Raw genomic sequence first — 17371 nt, 5'->3', positions numbered from 1 at the left:
ATTACAATGCCATTAGTCGTTGTAGCGATTGGAATTTTAGCATTACTCGTTTTAATCATGGGCTTCAAATTAAACACCTTTATTTCCCTAATCATTGTATCGTTCGGCGTGGCCTTAGCCCTTGGAATGCCCTTAGAGGAAATTGTCAAAACCATTGAAGCCGGATTAGGCGGAACACTAGGCCACTTAGCGTTAATCTTTGGACTTGGGGCGATGTTAGGGAAGTTAATCGCTGATTCTGGGGGGGCCCAAAGAATTGCCATGACCCTCGTTGACAAATTTGGTGAAAAAAATATTCAATGGGCGGTCGTAGCCGCTTCATTCATTATCGGGATTGCGTTATTTTTTGAAGTAGGATTAGTATTGTTAATTCCAATCGTATTTGCCATTTCAAAAGAATTAAAGGTTTCTATCTTATATCTCGGTATTCCGATGGTCGCTGCTTTATCCGTCACACATGGTTTCTTACCTCCACATCCAGGACCGACCGTTATTGCTGGTGAATATGGCGCGAACCTTGGTGAGGTTTTACTTTATGGCTTCATTATTGCTATCCCAACCGTTATTTTGGCTGGTCCTGTATTTACGAAGCTTGCCAAAAAACTCGTACCTGCTTCATTTACGAAAACCGGTAATATTGCCTCTTTAGGTGAACAGAAAGTATTTAAGTCTGAGGAAACTCCTGGATTCGGAATCAGTGTATTTACTGCAATGCTTCCTGTCATTTTAATGTCGATTGCTACGATTATTACTTTGCTTCAAAAAACAATGGGATTTGAGGATAATAGTTTACTGGCAGCGATCCGTTTTATTGGTGATGCATCAACATCCATGTTGATTTCCTTGCTGGTTGCCGTTTACACCATGGGAATAGCAAGAAAAATTCCAATCAAAGATGTAATGGCATCTTGTACAACTGCTATTACTCATATTGGGATGATGCTCTTGATCATTGGGGGAGGCGGTGCCTTCAAACAAGTACTCATTAATGGCGGCGTAGGTGACTATGTAGCCGATTTATTCAATGGAACTACATTATCACCCATCCTGCTGGCCTGGATCATCGCTGCAATCTTACGTATTTCCCTGGGTTCTGCAACTGTAGCAGCTTTAACAACCGCTGGTTTAGTAATTCCGATGTTAGGACAATCTGACGTTAATCTTGCTTTAGTCGTGCTTGCCACGGGAGCGGGTAGCTTAATAGCTTCACATGTTAACGATGCCGGGTTCTGGATGTTTAAAGAGTATTTTGGTTTAAGCATGAAAGAAACCTTTGCCACATGGACATTGCTTGAGACCATTATTTCTGTAGCCGGATTAGGATTCATCTTAATACTAAGTTTATTCGTATAAACCATGATTTCAGGGCGGTAGATCCCCCACCTATCTTTCTTAGAATCTCTAAGTCGATAAGTGAGGATCTACCGCCTCTTTACAAACTGGAGTGATATTATACTTTTTCATTTTTGGACGATTGAACTGGTTGCTTCTGTTGTTCCTTTGGCCTCACCATGTCCTGCACCAAATAGGTTCAATACCACCACGCCAATAACAATTAAAGCAATCCCTACCATACTCCCTGTATTGATTTTCTCCTTCCAAATCAATACTGAAATCACCGTTGTAGCAACAGCCCCCACCCCTGACCAAATGGCATACGTCATATTAAGAGGAAGTGTCTTGAGGGTTAGTGAAATAAAGAAGAAAGAGATTACAAACGCGACAATCGTGAATAGAGTCGGATACAGTCTCGTAAAACCTTCTGAAGCTTTAAGCATTGAAGTACCAATAAGCTCACTAGCAATAGAGATTGCCAAGAAAAAATAAGCCATCATTCATTCTCCTTTATATATGTCTTTAATTCTTCTATAATTTTTTGCTTCAATTCTTCATTGGGAAGAGCGAGTCCGAACATTTCGGCAAACCACAAACCGTCTATAGCTAATCGGACAATCGTAGAACGAACCGGATTTAATTCGTCGTTTTCGATTTTATTTTGGATATTCGCATACTCATCCTGAAGCGGCTTGAGCATTTGAGGGTTCGTAAATTGTGCTGCCGAGAGAGCGGTATACAGGTCACTTGCATGCTGATCCCCGGAAAATGACGTATTCATATAAGCGCGAGTCCATCTACCTTGGGAATGTGTATCGTTTTCTGCCCTTTCATTAAATTCGGTGATAAAGCTGGTCGATAGCTGTTCAACCATTCCCAGAATCAATTCATCTTTATTCGGAAAATGGTAAAGCAACCCTCCCTTACTTATTCCCGCTTTCTTAGCCACCGCTTCTAATGTTAATTTTTCTACTCCTTCTTCTTGTACAATTATAGAAGCCGCTTTAAGGATTAATTCTCTTTTTAATGTTTTTTTAGTTGTATTCATTCTGATCACCACCCATTTTACTACACCGTCCAGACGGTTTTATTTCAAGTAAAAGATACGTTTAAGCTAAATAAAAAGAAGCCTTGGGCGTGTAACATTTCAGCCAAGACTTCTTCAAATAAACAACTACCCAGCCCGGATATTTAGCAAAAGTCCGCATCTGTTGGGTTTTAAGTGCCACCTATAGCTTATCTCTTCAGATACTGTCTCAGCCATTGGAGCGCAGGACGTTCCGTGCCGTTAGAGTTCAGCAGATGTGTACCATCTTTCCAAGTTTGTCCTTGGATATACCCCCAAAGCGTAACTCCCTTCACTGAGGGGTTTTGCCAAAGGACTGGAAACTTCTCTTTGTATCTGGCAAGTTGAGTATTATCATCCCCAGTTATATCCAGTTCCGACACATAGATCGGTAACCCGGTCGCCGACAGCTTATTTAGTACAGTATTCATCGTGTTGACTGAGACGTTGTCCATACTGAAATGGTGGCATTGAATGCCAATACCGTCAATCAGGCCTCTACTCTTGAGCTGATTAATAATATTGACATATTGGTCGGCTAAAGAAGGGTCGTTGATAATACCATAATCATTTATATGCAGTTTGGCATTCGGGAAAGCTTGTCTAGCCTGTTGAAACGACCATATGACCCAATCCCATCCGGTCGACCCGTCACCACCAATGGCATTGCGGTAGGACGGCTTCTGATGCAACGGCTCATTCACCACATCTACAAACGCCGCATTCGGATAGCGCTGACCTGCTGCTTTAATCCACTGAGTCACTTCCGCTTTCTGATCAGCAGCCGACAGTCCTTTAACCCATCCTGGCTCCTGGGCACCCCATACCAACGTATGGAACTTGAACGGGAAACCATTGCTACGGGCATAATTGTAGGCGGTATCCGCCTGCGACCAGTTCATGTTGTTACGACTACCTTCAACCGATTCCCACTTAGTCGAGTTCTCCGGCGTCACTTGATTCCAGTATGTCCCGTAACTAGGAGGGACACTGCCCGCAATGATATTCCCCAGAAATTTGCTTCCATTTGCCAGGCCAGCATCAGCCTGGTTGACCAGAACAGATGATAACAACACACCCGCCAACGCCAAACTGCTCACCAGCTTGCCCACTTTAGTTCTTAACATAAAATCTCCTCCTCACACGTATAATTTGATAATATTCTTCCTCAATAATTTAAGCGCTTACATTTCCAATTATAAGAATGAATAGTTGTTTTCTGCTACATGTGAAAGTATAGATTTTACCCGAAAAATCTTACATCATTGCAGAACAGCCACAACACGAATCCCAAACAACTCTGAAACGAAAAGAAAAGGCTGCTGCGAAAAGTGATATACCCCCTTCACAGTAGTAGGTTTTATTATTCAACCTGTCTATCTTCTTGGGAGCATATCACCTGAAGAGCGCTCCTTAATTATTTAAGGATTAAGCGCTCTTGCAATCGCGTCTACATAACTTTGGCTGGCGCGTTGACTTACTTCTGCTTGAGGAACCATCCCTTCAAAATTGTGGAATGTGCCGGGATACAGATGAAATTCGACGTCAACGCCCGCTTGGGCAAGGCGTGCCACATATTCGATCGTCTCATCTCGGAATAGATCGAGCTGCCCTACGCACGTGTAGGTCGGCGGCAGACCAGCCAAGCTTTCTGCTCTCGACGGCACCGCATATGGGGAAACCTCGCTATCTTCGGTACGATTACCCAAGTACATGTTCCAGGCCGTCAAGTTGTTCTTCCGGCTCCATGGTGCATTATCGGCCGTAATTTCATGACTTGATGCCGTAACATTGCGGTCGTCGATCATCGGATATAGCGGCATTTGGAAGATAAGGGCTGGTCCGCCTTTGTCACGAGCCATTAAAGCAAGTGCTGCGGTTAGACCGCCACCCCCGCTTGCACCAGCAATTGCGACCCGGTCCAAGTCGATGCCCAGCAGCTCAGCTTCATCGGTCATCCACGTCAAAGCGGCATAACAGTCATCGATGGCAGCTGGGTAGGGGTGCTCGGGAGCAAGTCGATAATCGACCGATACGACGACGCAATTAGCCGCCTGCACGAAGCGTTCGCACAAAGCATCGTCCATATCAGGATGCCCCATTACATAGCCTCCCCCGTGAATCCACAGCATGGCCGGAAGCTTAACGTCAGTTCGCTGGGCAGGTTCGTAGATTTTGACTAATATCTCGCCTGCAACGCTCGGAATCATCCGGCTTGTCGTGCGTACGTGTTCCGACTGCTCAATAGGCGGACTCGACAAATAACTTCTGCTCAGTTCTAAATTCTCCTCCAGTTGGAAACCGGGGAATTGTGCAATTACTGACCTTAATTCTGGTAATAAACGATTTTCAAAATCCATGCGAATCACTCCTATGTTAGGTTATTTTATAAACTTTTTTCCGTCTCCGCTTCCCACTTGGCTATTTCCTTCCGCACTCGGGGTGCTACCTCTGTTCCAAGTAGCTCAATGGCTCTCATCACCTCGGCATGCGGCATCGTGCTTAACGGAACATACAGCATAAAGCGTGTAACACCTACATGCTTGCGAAGATGAATGATCTTCTGGGCAACCGTCTCGGGATCGCCAACATACAGCGCACCTTCAAAGCTGCGCGCGGCATCATAGCTGGAACGATCATAATGCGCCCAGCCTCGCTCCCTGCCCAATCTATTCATACCTGCCATCGTAGAGGGGAAATATGTATCTGCCGCTCGCTCATTATTCTCTCCGACAAATCCTATCGAGTGCGACCCAACCCTAAGCTGCGATTCATCATGACCAGCGTGCGCTGCTGCCTTCTTATAAAGCTGGACAAGCGGTGCAAAATTTATCGGGTTTCCTCCAATGATCGCCAGCATCAAGGGCAGTCCTAACAGACCTGCACGAATAGCAGAATCCTGCCTTCCCCCGCTGCCTACCCATATTGGTAAAGGGTTCTGAACTGGCCGTGGATACACGCCCAAATTGTTAATGGCTGGCCGATGACCGCCCTTCCAGATTACCTTTTCGGACTCCCGTATTTTAAGGAGAAGTTCCAAATGTTGTTCAAACAGCTCATCATAGTCATCCAAGTCATAGCCGAACAGAGGAAAAGACTCAATAAAAGAACCCCGACCCGCCATAATCTCGGCACGTCCATTTGAAATACCATCCAGCGTAGCAAAGTCTTGAAAAACGCGCACCGGATCAGCTGAAGAAAGCACCGTCACTGCACTGGTTAGCCGAATCCGTTGTGTCTGCGCTGCAGCCGCGGACAGCACCATTGCTGGTGAAGATGCCGAATAATCCTTTCGATGATGCTCACCTACACCAAACACATCAAGTCCCACTTGATCAGCAAGGATAATTTCCTCGACAACTTCACGCAACCGCTGTGCGTGACTTATCACTTCGCCTGTCTGAGCATCAGGCTTTGTCTCTACAAACGAGGTAATACCTATCTCCATGGTCTATCTCTCCCGTTCTAATAGCTTTCTTTGTGTGCTAATTGAATAACAATAAAATATCATACCAAACGGTATGTTATTTTCCCCCGTAAATATAACTCACAAAAAAGAATACTGTCAACAATCATAGTAAATTCACTTTGATTATTCTTTCATATTCACCTCCTCTTTTCGGGAAAGACCAACCCTCATTTGACAATTTTAAGGACTAATTATAAGATAATAACGTACCAATTGGTAATCAAATGAATGTCACTGAACATTATAATCAGATACATGGAGCCATTAAGAATAAAATCATGAGTAACGAGAGGTATTGTTATGGGACGAACCCGCGAATTTGACGAAGAGAAAGTTTTAGATGCAGCTATGCAAATATTTTGGGAAAAGGGATATGAAGCCACCTCATTAAGTGATTTAACTTCCAGAATGGAAATTCAACGCCCCAGTATATATTCCACTTTTGGGGGCAAAAAAGAATTGTTCGAAGCCGCGCTACGCAAATACACGATGTCCCGTGCTTCTCTGATCCGAACCAAACTTCAAAGCATTCCATCTGTAAAAGAAGCATTTCGTACTTTTTTTGAGGGTGTGGTTGAAGAGGAGTATGCGGAAAATCCTAGAAAAGGATGCTTTTGCATTAATACAATGGTTGAACTTGCGCCCCATGATGAGAAGTTTGAAATTCTTACAAGGGAGCATCAAATGTACCTGGCGGTCATTTTTCAAGAAACCATTGAACGAGGTATACAATCAGGTGAGCTTGAGATCGGACTAGATGCGAAGGCTGTATCACAGGCATTAGTTGTATCGTTAATTGGTCTGACCGTCATGATAAAGTCTCGTCCAGAGCGATCATTTATTGATAATACAATAGAAGTAACACTCACACTGCTTAAGTAATTTGGAATGGATTCATTTTAGCGGATAGCAATCTCTATACGACAGTTTAAAGGGCACCCAGTCGGGTGCCCTTTGTGTGTAACACATGTTTTCACATATGCCGAGATAAAACATGCGTTACAATTGCGGATAAGTATGGAGGTTTTATTAATGTCCGCGATGTTTTTCCTTCGCTTTTTTCTCCTTTAATTCCCTTATCCGTGCCTTCATAGATTCCCTTTGCTGTTTAGAGTAGGTACGTTTCTCCAACTTGCGCTTCTCATACTCTAACTTTAAGGCCTCTTGTGCGTTGGAAGAGACTCCCTTCCGCCTTAATTCATACGCTGCCTGCCTTGCTAGCCGCTTCGGATTGACCTTCTTCGTTTCAGACCCCTTTACAGCCACCTCTTGTGAAAGCCGACTAACAAGTTCCCACATTTCCTCACGGATAAAATGGAGAATTTCCTCGTCTTTAGGCTCTGTCCCAAAAATGTACCTGGCTGCCTTCAATTTCCCCTGGTCCTGCTCCTCCACGACTCCAACCCAATACTGTCCATCATGATAAATCGTAAGCTTCATTTGAATCCCCCTCATTTTAAATCGAAACGATGGACATCCCGAGGGGGGAAGGTTACTGACATGGCACTCTTGCAATTATAGAGTCGTCCATGCGCCTGGACTACCAACCAGACTGTGTTTTTTCGTCTCAGAAAAAGTATAGTTGCCTTACTGGAAAACAGCAAGTTAATCGCTGATATGTATTAGAGTGTAGCTGGAATAGAGTATACTGGTTGAGTATAAGTTCGATACACGATGACATGATATATGTAATGGTACTTAAATACAGCGCAGAAGAGGTTGAGAATGAGTCAGAAGCATTTTGCAGATTACCCATTAAGTGAAGAAATTGTGAGGGCTCTGAATAGCCTGGGCTATGAGACGCCAACAGAAATTCAAACGGAGGTTATTCCCGTTGCCCTTGAGAAGAAGGATCTTGTGGCCAAATCGCAAACAGGCAGCGGCAAAACAGCAGCATATGGTATTCCACTTTGTGAGCTAGTAGATTGGAATGAGAATAAACCCCAAGCTTTAATTCTGACACCAACCCGTGAACTCGCATTACAGGTTACTGAAGACATCACGAATATTGGACGCTTTAAGCGGATAAAAGCAACGCCTCTTTATGGGAAACATCCTTTTCATATACAAAAGGCCGAGCTAAAACAAAGGACACATGTGGCTGTAGGTACGCCCGGACGTGTACTAGACCATATTGAACGAGGAACACTATCTTTAAATCGAATTGCCTATCTCGTGATTGATGAAGCTGACGAGATGCTGAATATGGGCTTTATCGAGCAGGTTCAGTCGATTATTCAGGCGCTGCCTAGTGACCGGGTTACGATGTTGTTTTCCGCTACTTTCCCCGAAGATGTAGCCAAACTGTCACGTAAATATATGAACGATCCTGTGGAAATTGAGATTAAGGCGACAGGTGTAACCACAGCCACGATTGATCACTCTCTTATTCAGGTGCGGGAGGCGGACAAGCTGGCTCTGCTACAGGATCTGCTCATTGTTGAGAACCCTGACAGCTGCATCATTTTCTGTCGTACGCAGGAGCATGTAGATACACTATTCAGAGCATTGGCTGACCTCGAATATCCATGTGATCGCATCCATGGCGGCATGGAGCAAGATGAGCGATTTGAGGTAATGAACGCATTCAGAAGGGGACAATTCCGTTACTTGATCGCAACTGATGTAGCCGCCAGAGGGATTGATATCACGAATATCACCCATGTCATCAACTACGATATTCCCCTTGAAAAAGAAAGCTATGTTCATCGTACAGGACGTACAGGACGTGCTGGCAAAACAGGGAAAGCCATTACTCTAATCACTCCTAAAGATAGCAAACGATTAGCTGATATCGAAGCATACATTGGATTTGCAATTCCGCAAGTAAAGGCCCCCTCAGAAGAGGCCGTTGATCTTCACAGAGAAGATTTTGAGCGGAAACTACATGTAAAAACTGTACTCAAAAACGACAAACGCGAGCAATTAAACCAACAAATTATGAAGCTCAATTTTAATGGCGGTAAGAAGAAAAAACTTAGAGCTGTCGACTTTGTGGGCACCATCGCTAAGCTGGATGGGGTAACGGCAGATGATATCGGGATCATTACGATTCTGGATAATGTGACAGATGTTGAGATTCTGAATGGCAAGGGCCCACTGGTGCTTGAGATTATGAAGAATACTACCGTAAAGGGCAAGCTTTTAAAGGTACGCAAAGGTCATAAGTAGAAGGTACGCTGTATAAAAAAGAGTGAGGCAATCCCGTTTAGTACGGCCGATGGCTTTCGTAAGCTATACAGGCGGGATGGCCGAGTTCATCTCTTGCTCCTCTAATTCATCTTTCCATTTATCGATATTATAAATCACTTTGAATTTCTCTTTTAACTGAGTAACATCTTCAACTGGCACATAGCTGTCCAATTCCATATGGAAGTCCGAAACATCTTTTTTTTGGTTATACATCTCTTTTAAAATATCAATGATTGTGGAAAGTATAGATTTAAATGATAATTTACAATTATCTTCGTCCTCGTCGAGTATACATAGATTTTCTACCCCACTAAAAAAGGAATTTCCTTTAAAATATAGCTTGTTACAGGTCATATGGACCTGCATCAATGGTTCGCATATTTGCCAATCTGCCTCAAGCATAGCGGTTTCGAGCGATGCATGTGCTCCATTAATGTAATAATAATCTCGATAAAAACACATTGAACAAGAGGCCTTCATTATTTTAATTTTTGAATCTACAGCAGGATACCCTAATACAAAACCTTCAGCTAATAATTTCTTGGAGAAGTAATCCAACGATTTTACAAATAATTGGTATCCAAGCTCCTTACCTTCCTCATCGTCTTTATGACAGCAATAATGAATAATATCTTCTTTCACTTGTTTATTTTCATATTGATATCCCATTCCAGCCTCTAAATGATCAATATGAATTTCAACTCCAGCAAATAAGTCATTTAAACTTGTTATTCTGGAATGATTGCCTTTTAAATTTATATTCAAGTCAGTAGTACATTCTCTATAGAGTATACAGGTGTCTTTGATATCCAGTTTAATGTCTTGTCTTTTCATAAAATCAGCGATTTTCTTTAGATGCAAGTAATCCGTTCCTATAAAAACTATTTGGAATATCTTAATTTCATTTTACCATCCCCTCACTCCCACAATATACCTTTAACTCTATAAAACTAACCACGTGGGTGATAATCGTTCTGCTTTATCGTATTCTCTTAGAGAGTTGATAGAACACTTAAAAAAAATTTAGACAAAGTGTCCCTTTCGGTCATCTCCGTTTGTTATACAGATATAATTTTCTTTTTGATCAGAGGGGGTGCCTACATCTTTGAATGAGGAAATCGAATACAGAATCAAACAAGTTCAAGCTGGCGAGATCCAGGATTACGCCTACATTGTAAAGGAGTATCAGCGTCAGATTTTTGTGTACTGCTGGAGGCTATTAGGAAGTGAGCAGGAGGCGGAAGAGGCTGTGCAGGATATTTTCGTCAATGCTTTTGAGAAAATTAGCAGGTACAAGCCGACAGTGGGCTTCTCCTCCTGGCTGTATAAAATGGCCTATCATCACTGCCTGAACCTGATTCGCAGGAAGAATCTACAGCGCAAATTTAAACTTAGCCTGTTCACCTCAACTAACATGACTTCAGACAGTGCAGCGCAGGTTATGGAACGTCAGCTTTTCAGTGAACCGCTGAGCCGGGCGTTGGACCAACTGAGCGCGGAGGAGCGTAACCTGCTGGTGCTGCGCATTTTTGAAGAGAGAACGTTTGGAGAAATCGGGGAAATCATGAACAAAAGCGAGGAAGCTATCAAGAAAAAATACGGCAGAACAAAAACAAAGCTCAAAAAAATAATGGAGCCCCTAAAGGAGGACCACAAATGCGTGAGTTACAAGACAGAACTCAAAAACAAAGCCTGAAATACACCGATCTGCAAGACAGGGGATTCAAAAACATGGACAAGCTAACCGAGCCAGAGAATGCCTTAAAAATCCAGGCTTTTGACGTTTCTGACAAAGTGATGGAACAGGTCTACCAAAAGGCGCCGCCCAAAAAGGGGAATATAGGAAAAATCCATTTCCAGCCTCGTATCACCGTCCCTATCATGATTTTGCTTTTTGTTGTAGGTGCCTCTGTGACCGGATACGCAGCTTCACAATATCTTGAATTCCGCAACAGTAAGGGCGACGTTGTATTAAATACCGCCAAAACACCTGCCGAAACGGACGCCTCCAAAACGTATTCCTCCACCTACACACGGTGGAACGAAGAGGTGAAGAACCGTTTGCAACCAGGAGAGTATGCCGCTTATTACGTCAAAGACGATTCTATGAACCAAAACAACCTATCTAATCTGGCCCTGTTTGCGTACAAACCGGCAGAACTTTCAAATTTTAACAGCTTACAAGATGAAATCAAGCGTACTGAGGCTCCATTATTCAGCAACCTCACTCATCTACCGGATGGCTATCAGTTTGAATTCGGATACGTCTATCCAATCGCTGCATATCCTGGGATGATGAATAAAAAGGAATATCGAGCTTTAACCGATAAACTGATGCAACAGGCCAAAGCTGCACCGAAGGGTGAAAATCTGTTTATTCAAAAGCTGAGATGGAACAAATCAAACTCCTCCTTTGTCCGGTATGCGAGAGGAAACGACTATGTAAACATTACCGTCACCAAATACACTCCTGAAGTCACAAAGACAACCATCATGCAAAATGAACAGGATTCGGCTGAGCAATTGACAATCAAAGGAACCAAGGCCTATTACATCAGGGCAAGTGAAGCAAGCAGGCCCTTGGAAGCAGGAAAAAATCGACTGGGATGGATCGATGAAAAAAGACATTTACACTACAACATATCCGATAACCAGGACAGCCCGCTGACCAAAGATGATTTGGTTAAAATAGCTGAGGATTTGCTTAATGCTTCATCGTAATAGATGTTACAGAAAGGTTTTGAAGAGAGACTATCCTGTACTAAGGACGGTCTCTCTTTGAGCAACGTTTTCGTACCTATTTCTCCCGTAACATTACGGCGTATACCACAATCTTTTAACTTCTATTAACTCCTGACCGTTGAACTTCATTCTGTATACATCTGGTTTGGATGTGTGTAGTAGAAAATTCAAGTCGTACTGCTTGTCATAATACCCCATCATCAACGTCATTATCGCCCCATGAGTGCCTAATGCAACTTTCTGTCCTCGATAGGTTTTTAACAATTCTTTTAGAACTGCTATACTTCGGTTCTGACAAACCGTATTAGACTCTCCTCCCTGTAAAGCAAAGTTTGGATCAGAAAATGACTTATCTAACAAAGGAAATAATTCCGCATCGGGCATTCGGTGGTCTTCATTCAAAAAGATCCTTTCTTTAAGATCTTCGAATACCAAAACTTCTTGTCCTGAACGCCGAGCCAGCTCTTGAATGGTCAGAATTGCTCGTTGATATGGACTTGAAACGAAAACCTCGATCCCCTCTCCCTTCAATAATTCAGTTATTCGATAAGCATCTGATTTACCTTTATCCGTTAAACCTCTTGTTCTTTCATTTCCTTCCGTCTTTGGTGACTCACCATGTCTCACCATGTAAATGAAAGTTTCCAAAATAGCCTCCTTAAAGGATATCGTTTTGTTCTCGTAATTCCTGAAACCTCCCATTAATTATAATTCTAGAGCAAATCTTTCGGTATGACCAATCAGTCTGCACTCACCATACACGAATTGATAATTGCTGTTACGATGTCATATAAATCTTTTTCTTTCAATAAATAACGCTTTACCACGGAAGCTGATCATCCATGTAATAGAATCCGCCTGTTGGACCCTCTTCCGGCAGAGTTGCCAGTCGGATCGCCGTTTTTGCTCCATCCTCCACCGACAGCTCCGCCTTTTCCCCACCCATTTGCGTTTTGACTAAGCCGGGGTGTACGGAATTGACCTTCAGATGTGTCCCGCTATTTTTTTGCGCCCAGTAGGCCGTCAGCATATTCAAAGCTGCTTTAGATGCCGCATAAGCCGGGGTAGCAAGCCGCTGCACCCGTTCATTGGTCAACTGAAATTGAATCGAGCCTATAGCGCTACTTTGGTTGACGATTCTGCCTGCTTTGCTCTTTAGCAGTAACGGCAACAGTGCTTCTGTAATCAAATAGGGTGCGAACGTGTTCACCTCAAAAGTATCTCTGAAAGCATCCCCGTCATAACCCGCTTTTTCTGCCAAAATGCCCGCATTGTTGACCAATATGTCCAGCCGTCCGTAAGTATCTTCGATGAATTGGGCCAATTCTGCGATATGTGCAGAATTCGTCACCTCGAGCTTCACGCCGACTGCCTGAATGCCTTCTTGCAACAACCCGGCGGCTGCTTCATCTGCTGCTGTTTTCGTACGTGCAGCGACTAATACCGTTATACCTTGCTGCCCCAGTTGTCTAGCAACCTCCAGTCCGATCCCTTTGCTTGCTCCGGTAATTAACGCGATTTTGCTTGTCATGTTTCATTTCCTCCTCGTTTTTTATTTATTGATTGTGATCAAATCAGACGTTTGGACATGACGCACGGTCGCCAGATGCTGGACATATGCAGCCTGGCTCGCGGTAATCTGCTCATCCGTCACATGGTTCGCATTATGGATAGCAAAAGGCGGCAGGTAATGAGCACTCACATAGTTGGCCAGCGCCTCCATCGGCTTCGCGATGTCCCGAATCGTGAACAGGTTGTAGCCGCCGGGCTGATACGAGGCCGCAGTTCCTGCCGTCGAGATGGCGATGCCGATTTCCTTCCCTTTCAAATGCTCCCCGTCAGGACCAAACGCCCAGCCGAATGCCAGCACTTCATCGAACCACTGCTTCAACAAAGGCGGTGTACTATACCAATAGAGCGGGTACTGGAAAATGATTCGATCATGGCTGTCCAGCAGAGCCTGTTCATGGGTAATATTAATCAGATGATCAGGATAGGCTTCATACAACACATGTACGGTCGTTTCAGGCTGCTGTCTCATGACCTCCGTCCAGGCTCGATTCATTCGGGAACTTTGCAAATTTGGATGTGCAACGATGATTAATGTTTTCATACTAACTCTCCTTTTCTATTTCAAAGTTTATGGGAATGATCGTTCTAGAAAAATGAAAAAAATTTGTTTTCGTTTATCGTCTATGTCTCTAAAATGCGTAGATTTAACTCAGCTATCCGTTGCAGCTTTTCTTTCGGAACGGAAGTCCGCACCATAACCCTTAGTCCCGCTAAGGCATTTTGCAGATACTCAGCCAACTCCTTCACTTCGTACTGTTGTGTAAACTCGCCGTTTTGCTGTCCCCACGTTACGATTTCTGCAAGCATTTTCTCCGATTTTGCAAAGGCCTTCGTCGCTATCTCGTCAATGTCCTCATCCCGAATCGCTAATTCAACAGCCGAATTCACGAACATGCAGCCGGGCGGTACGTCCTCTTCACCGTTAATGATGGAGTCAAAAATGAACTGAAGTGCCTGCTTAGCCGTCCGAGATTGCTTGATGCCTGCTGCCCACCTACCGTTAATACGCTCTCCGAATCGGTCCATCACTTTGAGGAACAAGGTATGCTTGTCGGTAAAGGTATCATAGATACTTCTTCGATGAATCCCCATATGTTCGACAAGATCATTCATCGAGGTTTTCTCATACCCCTGCTTCCAGAACAGCTTCATGGCCTTTTCCAGAACAACGTTTTCTTCAAATTCTTTGCTCCTGGCCATTCTATCTACCCCCTGACCACTTAGAATATGTCTGGATTAAATGGATCGACCTTTTGGAAACGATCGTTCTACATTGGTCATCGCATATCTTTTTCTTCTCTGTCTGGCTTTATCCTAACATATTGGGAACGATCGGTAAAGAATTATTTATTTTTCCCTTTATAACCCGTTCCATAATTACGGCAGTCACTATAGCAGATACCGATAAACACAGAAGCATTACAAAGTTTTGCACTCGTAAACAATCATTTTAGCGGTGGGGAGCTTCCCACCGCTTGGCGTTGTCGCTTATGCGACTTGAATACGTATCGTAAGATTACTGTGTATTTTATTAAAAATATTTGGATGATCGAATTTACTAGCCATGTAAAAATTAATGATGCAGCGGTTCTTTTTCGCCCAGACCCAGCGTCTCTGTTGTAGTATTATGGATCTCTTGGTAAAGCTCTGGGTTCTCCGCTAGCGACAACCCATAAGAAGGAATCATCTCTTTTATTTTTGGCTCCCACTCTTCCATATGCTGTGGGAAGCATTTCTCTAATACCTCCAGCATAACGTGAACAGCAGTAGAGGCACCCGGAGAAGCTCCAAGCAATGCAGCCACCGAGCCGTCAGCGGAACTAACCACTTCCGTACCAAATTGAAGAGTTCCTTTACCGCCCTCCGTATCTTTGATCACCTGCACACGTTGGCCTGCTACCACGATCCCCCAGTCCTCGATTTTGGCGTTGGGAATAAACTCGCGTAGTTCCTCCAAACGCTTTTCATTCGATAACATCACTTGCTGGATCAGGTATTTGGTCAATGCCATCTCTTTTGCCCCTGCCGCCAACATCGTAATGAGGTTATTGGGTTTTACGGAACCAATCAGGTCCAAGTTTGAACCCGTTTTCAAGAACTTTGGTGAGAAGCCGGCAAACGGGCCAAACAGCAGTGCTTTTTGGTTACCGATGTATCTTGTATCCAGATGCGGGACAGACATGGGAGGAGCACCAACCTTCGCTTTACCGTATACTTTTGCATGATGTTGGGCGACCACTTTAGGATTGTTACATACCATAAATAGTCCACTTACCGGGAATCCCCCGATATATTTGGACTCAGGAATGCCGGTTCTTTGCAGTAAAGGTAGACTTCCGCCACCACCACCGATAAAAACGAATTTGGCAGTATGATATTCGATTTTTCCGTTATCCAGATTATGCACTTTGACTCTCCACGAGCCGTCGCTCGCACGTTTAATATCCTTTACACTATGCTTGTATTTAATCTCGACATTTTTGCTTTTTAAATGGTCAAACAACATGCGTGTTAAAGCACCAAAGTTGACATCTGTTCCAGAGTCGATTTTGGTTGCCGCAATCGGTTCATTCAATGTACGACCTTCCATAATCAGCGGAATCCATTCCTTTAACTTTTCAGGGTCATCGGAAAATTCCATGCCTTGAAACAGGGAAACACTTGAAAGCGCTTTAAAGCGCTTTTTTAAAAAAGATACGTTTTTTTCACCCATTACCAAACTCATATGGGGTATTGGCCTGATAAAGTCCTGTGGATTACGAATCAAATTACTGTTGACAAGAAAAGACCAAAACTGTCTTGAGAGCTGAAACTGTTCGTTGATATTAACCGCTTTACGAATATCTACAGATCCGTCTGATTTTTCGGATGTGTAGTTCAGCTCGCACAGTGCAGCATGACCCGTGCCTGCATTATTCCATTCGTTAGAGCTTTCTTCTCCTGCACTTGCCAGTTTCTCAAACACTTTAATTTCCCATTCCGGTGCTAACTCTTTCAGCAATGATCCCAGAGTCGCGCTCATGACCCCGGCACCAATTAAGATAACGTCTGTATTTTTCTGAATACTATTCATAAAAACCTTCCTTATCTCTTATATTTGCAAAAAAGAGCAGGCCCTCCTGCTTAACTGACTCAAGAAGCAAGGCTCCACTCAGGAACATACCTTTTCTATCTCCATTATAACTTAAATATAATCATTTAAAAATTATATCTACTTTTATCTGATAATTATAAATCATTTCTGCTAAAAAGTGAGAATTTTCTTCGCGAAAATAAGAATTGAACTCCGTTTTTTTATAAGAAACCTAGCTGTTTTTGTTACTCCCGTGGATTACAGCTTCCCAATAATTAAATCAACAGTTTATGTATATGAATAACCAGGAATTGTTATGTGGGATTTCAAGAATTAACACGTGATTCATCTAGGACCCGTACGCCAACTGTACAATGCGTAGAAATCAAGTAAAATAAGGGACAGGTAGCGAAGATACCCCATGACCTGGACTATTTTTAAAATATTTTCTTTTTGTCAGGTAAGAACGGCTTCCGGACTGAAATGCTAAAGAAGCAGAATCCGCAATGATTCTGCCATCCTTGTAGGAATGGAGACTAGAGTGCTATGAGGAGAATAGTAGTTAGTGGAAATACGTATTTGTGGAATTATAGAACGGTCAGAGATATTTACTGTAGATCCAAGTTGACTATTATTTCTGAAAATAAAGATATAAAATTTATAATTCTGTTTACTACTAAAGATACAATTGTCACTGGTAGCCCTTTGAATGATGGATTACGGGTGATGAAAGAGGATAAACAATATTCTATTAATCTTAACCAACCTAAGTATGTTGCTGAAGTGTTGCAGTATATACTTGGTATGGAGTTAGATGTGACAGTGAAGAAAGTGCATGAGCTAAATGGTAATGAATTGTTGGTTAGTATGGGGTATCAGGATGTGACCGGGCTTTTGATATAAACTAAGCCCGCTCTACATC

Annotated in this window: 18 protein-coding genes; 6 read left to right on the top strand and 12 right to left on the bottom strand. The window is 43.1% G+C overall.

Annotated elements, in window-relative coordinates; all coding sequences use genetic code 11:
* Positions 1–6 precede the first annotated feature (6 nt).
* On the top strand, positions 7–1353 hold the full coding sequence (locus tag KSP24_RS03770; RefSeq protein WP_017426040.1) for a GntP family permease: 1347 nt from the start codon (positions 7–9) through the stop codon (positions 1351–1353).
* Between the two features lie 107 nt (positions 1354–1460).
* Here the strand turns inward: KSP24_RS03770 and KSP24_RS03765 are convergent, their stop codons facing one another.
* From KSP24_RS03765 to KSP24_RS03745, 5 genes are all read right to left on the bottom strand, one after another.
* Positions 1461–1832 (bottom strand): DMT family transporter, encoded by a 372-nt coding sequence (locus tag KSP24_RS03765; RefSeq protein WP_017426039.1) that lies wholly within the window; start codon positions 1830–1832, stop codon positions 1461–1463.
* Positions 1832–2383, bottom strand: coding sequence for a TetR/AcrR family transcriptional regulator (locus KSP24_RS03760; RefSeq protein WP_216974510.1), 552 nt, complete (start codon positions 2381–2383; stop codon positions 1832–1834). Before KSP24_RS03760 ends, KSP24_RS03765 begins: the two co-directional genes overlap by 1 nt.
* A 188-nt stretch (positions 2384–2571) precedes the next feature.
* Positions 2572–3528: an endo-1,4-beta-xylanase gene (locus KSP24_RS03755; protein WP_013373834.1), complete on the bottom strand. Its 957-nt coding sequence runs from the start codon at positions 3526–3528 to the stop codon at positions 2572–2574.
* Positions 3529–3822: 294 nt separating this feature from the next.
* On the bottom strand, positions 3823–4761 hold the full coding sequence (locus KSP24_RS03750) for an alpha/beta hydrolase (protein WP_016324913.1): 939 nt from the start codon (positions 4759–4761) through the stop codon (positions 3823–3825).
* A gap of 26 nt (positions 4762–4787) precedes the next feature.
* Positions 4788–5849, bottom strand: a complete 1062-nt coding sequence (locus KSP24_RS03745) for an LLM class flavin-dependent oxidoreductase (RefSeq protein ID WP_216974509.1) — start codon at positions 5847–5849, stop codon at positions 4788–4790.
* A 321-nt stretch (positions 5850–6170) separates the two neighbouring features.
* Between KSP24_RS03745 and KSP24_RS03740 the strand changes: the two genes are divergently transcribed.
* A complete protein-coding gene (locus KSP24_RS03740; RefSeq protein ID WP_013373837.1) occupies positions 6171–6752 on the top strand; it encodes a TetR/AcrR family transcriptional regulator in 582 nt (193 codons plus the stop codon).
* A gap of 147 nt (positions 6753–6899) precedes the next feature.
* On the opposite strand, the gene KSP24_RS03735 is transcribed toward KSP24_RS03740, so the two are convergent.
* Positions 6900–7310 (bottom strand): YjdF family protein, encoded by a 411-nt coding sequence (locus KSP24_RS03735; RefSeq protein WP_216974508.1) that lies wholly within the window; start codon positions 7308–7310, stop codon positions 6900–6902.
* Between the two features lie 285 nt (positions 7311–7595).
* On the opposite strand from KSP24_RS03735, the gene KSP24_RS03730 reads away from it, so the two are divergent.
* On the top strand, positions 7596–9041 hold the full coding sequence (locus KSP24_RS03730) for a DEAD/DEAH box helicase (RefSeq protein WP_216974507.1): 1446 nt from the start codon (positions 7596–7598) through the stop codon (positions 9039–9041).
* Between the two features lie 63 nt (positions 9042–9104).
* Here the strand turns inward: KSP24_RS03730 and KSP24_RS03725 are convergent, their stop codons facing one another.
* Complete coding sequence (locus KSP24_RS03725) at positions 9105–9923, bottom strand: elongation factor G (protein WP_216974506.1); 819 nt, start codon at positions 9921–9923, stop codon at positions 9105–9107.
* 244 nt (positions 9924–10167) lie between these two features.
* Between KSP24_RS03725 and KSP24_RS03720 the strand changes: the two genes are divergently transcribed.
* Both KSP24_RS03720 and KSP24_RS03715 read left to right on the top strand, forming a co-directional pair.
* Entirely contained in the window at positions 10168–10758 is a 591-nt protein-coding gene (locus KSP24_RS03720) for an RNA polymerase sigma factor (RefSeq protein ID WP_013373842.1), read from the top strand.
* Entirely contained in the window at positions 10719–11783 is a 1065-nt protein-coding gene (locus KSP24_RS03715; protein ID WP_216974505.1) for a DUF4367 domain-containing protein, read from the top strand. Before KSP24_RS03720 ends, KSP24_RS03715 begins: the two co-directional genes overlap by 40 nt.
* Before the next feature lie 93 nt (positions 11784–11876).
* Here KSP24_RS03715 and KSP24_RS03710 read toward each other — a convergent pair whose 3' ends face one another.
* From KSP24_RS03710 to KSP24_RS03690, 5 genes are all read right to left on the bottom strand, one after another.
* Positions 11877–12452 (bottom strand): histidine phosphatase family protein, encoded by a 576-nt coding sequence (locus tag KSP24_RS03710; protein ID WP_013373844.1) that lies wholly within the window; start codon positions 12450–12452, stop codon positions 11877–11879.
* 172 nt (positions 12453–12624) lie between these two features.
* Complete coding sequence (locus KSP24_RS03705; RefSeq protein ID WP_013373845.1) at positions 12625–13335, bottom strand: SDR family oxidoreductase; 711 nt, start codon at positions 13333–13335, stop codon at positions 12625–12627.
* A 21-nt stretch (positions 13336–13356) separates the two neighbouring features.
* On the bottom strand, positions 13357–13917 hold the full coding sequence (locus tag KSP24_RS03700) for an NAD(P)H-dependent oxidoreductase (protein ID WP_025678166.1): 561 nt from the start codon (positions 13915–13917) through the stop codon (positions 13357–13359).
* Between the two features lie 80 nt (positions 13918–13997).
* Positions 13998–14576, bottom strand: a complete 579-nt coding sequence (locus KSP24_RS03695; RefSeq protein ID WP_216974504.1) for a TetR/AcrR family transcriptional regulator — start codon at positions 14574–14576, stop codon at positions 13998–14000.
* Between the two features lie 373 nt (positions 14577–14949).
* Positions 14950–16449 (bottom strand): malate:quinone oxidoreductase, encoded by a 1500-nt coding sequence (locus KSP24_RS03690; protein WP_216974503.1) that lies wholly within the window; start codon positions 16447–16449, stop codon positions 14950–14952.
* A gap of 546 nt (positions 16450–16995) precedes the next feature.
* Here KSP24_RS03690 and KSP24_RS03685 point away from each other — a divergent pair.
* Positions 16996–17352 (top strand): hypothetical protein, encoded by a 357-nt coding sequence (locus tag KSP24_RS03685; protein ID WP_129548461.1) that lies wholly within the window; start codon positions 16996–16998, stop codon positions 17350–17352.
* Positions 17353–17371 lie beyond the last annotated feature (19 nt).

The organism is Paenibacillus sp. AK121, from assembly GCF_019042715.1.
GTDB classification, from domain to species: Bacteria; Bacillota; Bacilli; order Paenibacillales; family Paenibacillaceae; genus Paenibacillus; species Paenibacillus polymyxa_C.
This window is presented reverse-complemented; position numbering and strand designations above follow the sequence as displayed.

What these genes read in the sequence shown, in the direction of transcription:
- KSP24_RS03770 (WP_017426040.1), top strand. Translation starts at nt 7, where the DNA reads ATGCCATTAGTCGTTGTAGCGATTGGAATTTTAGCATTACTCGTTTTA.
- KSP24_RS03765 (WP_017426039.1), bottom strand. Translation starts at nt 1,832, where the DNA reads ATGGCTTATTTTTTCTTGGCAATCTCTATTGCTAGTGAGCTTATTGGT.
- KSP24_RS03760 (WP_216974510.1), bottom strand. Translation starts at nt 2,383, where the DNA reads ATGAATACAACTAAAAAAACATTAAAAAGAGAATTAATCCTTAAAGCG.
- KSP24_RS03755 (WP_013373834.1), bottom strand. Translation starts at nt 3,528, where the DNA reads ATGTTAAGAACTAAAGTGGGCAAGCTGGTGAGCAGTTTGGCGTTGGCG.
- KSP24_RS03750 (WP_016324913.1), bottom strand. Translation starts at nt 4,761, where the DNA reads ATGGATTTTGAAAATCGTTTATTACCAGAATTAAGGTCAGTAATTGCA.
- KSP24_RS03745 (WP_216974509.1), bottom strand. Translation starts at nt 5,849, where the DNA reads ATGGAGATAGGTATTACCTCGTTTGTAGAGACAAAGCCTGATGCTCAG.
- KSP24_RS03740 (WP_013373837.1), top strand. Translation starts at nt 6,171, where the DNA reads ATGGGACGAACCCGCGAATTTGACGAAGAGAAAGTTTTAGATGCAGCT.
- KSP24_RS03735 (WP_216974508.1), bottom strand. Translation starts at nt 7,310, where the DNA reads ATGAAGCTTACGATTTATCATGATGGACAGTATTGGGTTGGAGTCGTG.
- KSP24_RS03730 (WP_216974507.1), top strand. Translation starts at nt 7,596, where the DNA reads ATGAGTCAGAAGCATTTTGCAGATTACCCATTAAGTGAAGAAATTGTG.
- KSP24_RS03715 (WP_216974505.1), top strand. Translation starts at nt 10,719, where the DNA reads ATGCGTGAGTTACAAGACAGAACTCAAAAACAAAGCCTGAAATACACC.
- KSP24_RS03705 (WP_013373845.1), bottom strand. Translation starts at nt 13,335, where the DNA reads ATGACAAGCAAAATCGCGTTAATTACCGGAGCAAGCAAAGGGATCGGA.
- KSP24_RS03700 (WP_025678166.1), bottom strand. Translation starts at nt 13,917, where the DNA reads ATGAAAACATTAATCATCGTTGCACATCCAAATTTGCAAAGTTCCCGA.
- KSP24_RS03695 (WP_216974504.1), bottom strand. Translation starts at nt 14,576, where the DNA reads ATGGCCAGGAGCAAAGAATTTGAAGAAAACGTTGTTCTGGAAAAGGCC.
- KSP24_RS03690 (WP_216974503.1), bottom strand. Translation starts at nt 16,449, where the DNA reads ATGAATAGTATTCAGAAAAATACAGACGTTATCTTAATTGGTGCCGGG.
- KSP24_RS03685 (WP_129548461.1), top strand. Translation starts at nt 16,996, where the DNA reads ATGAGGAGAATAGTAGTTAGTGGAAATACGTATTTGTGGAATTATAGA.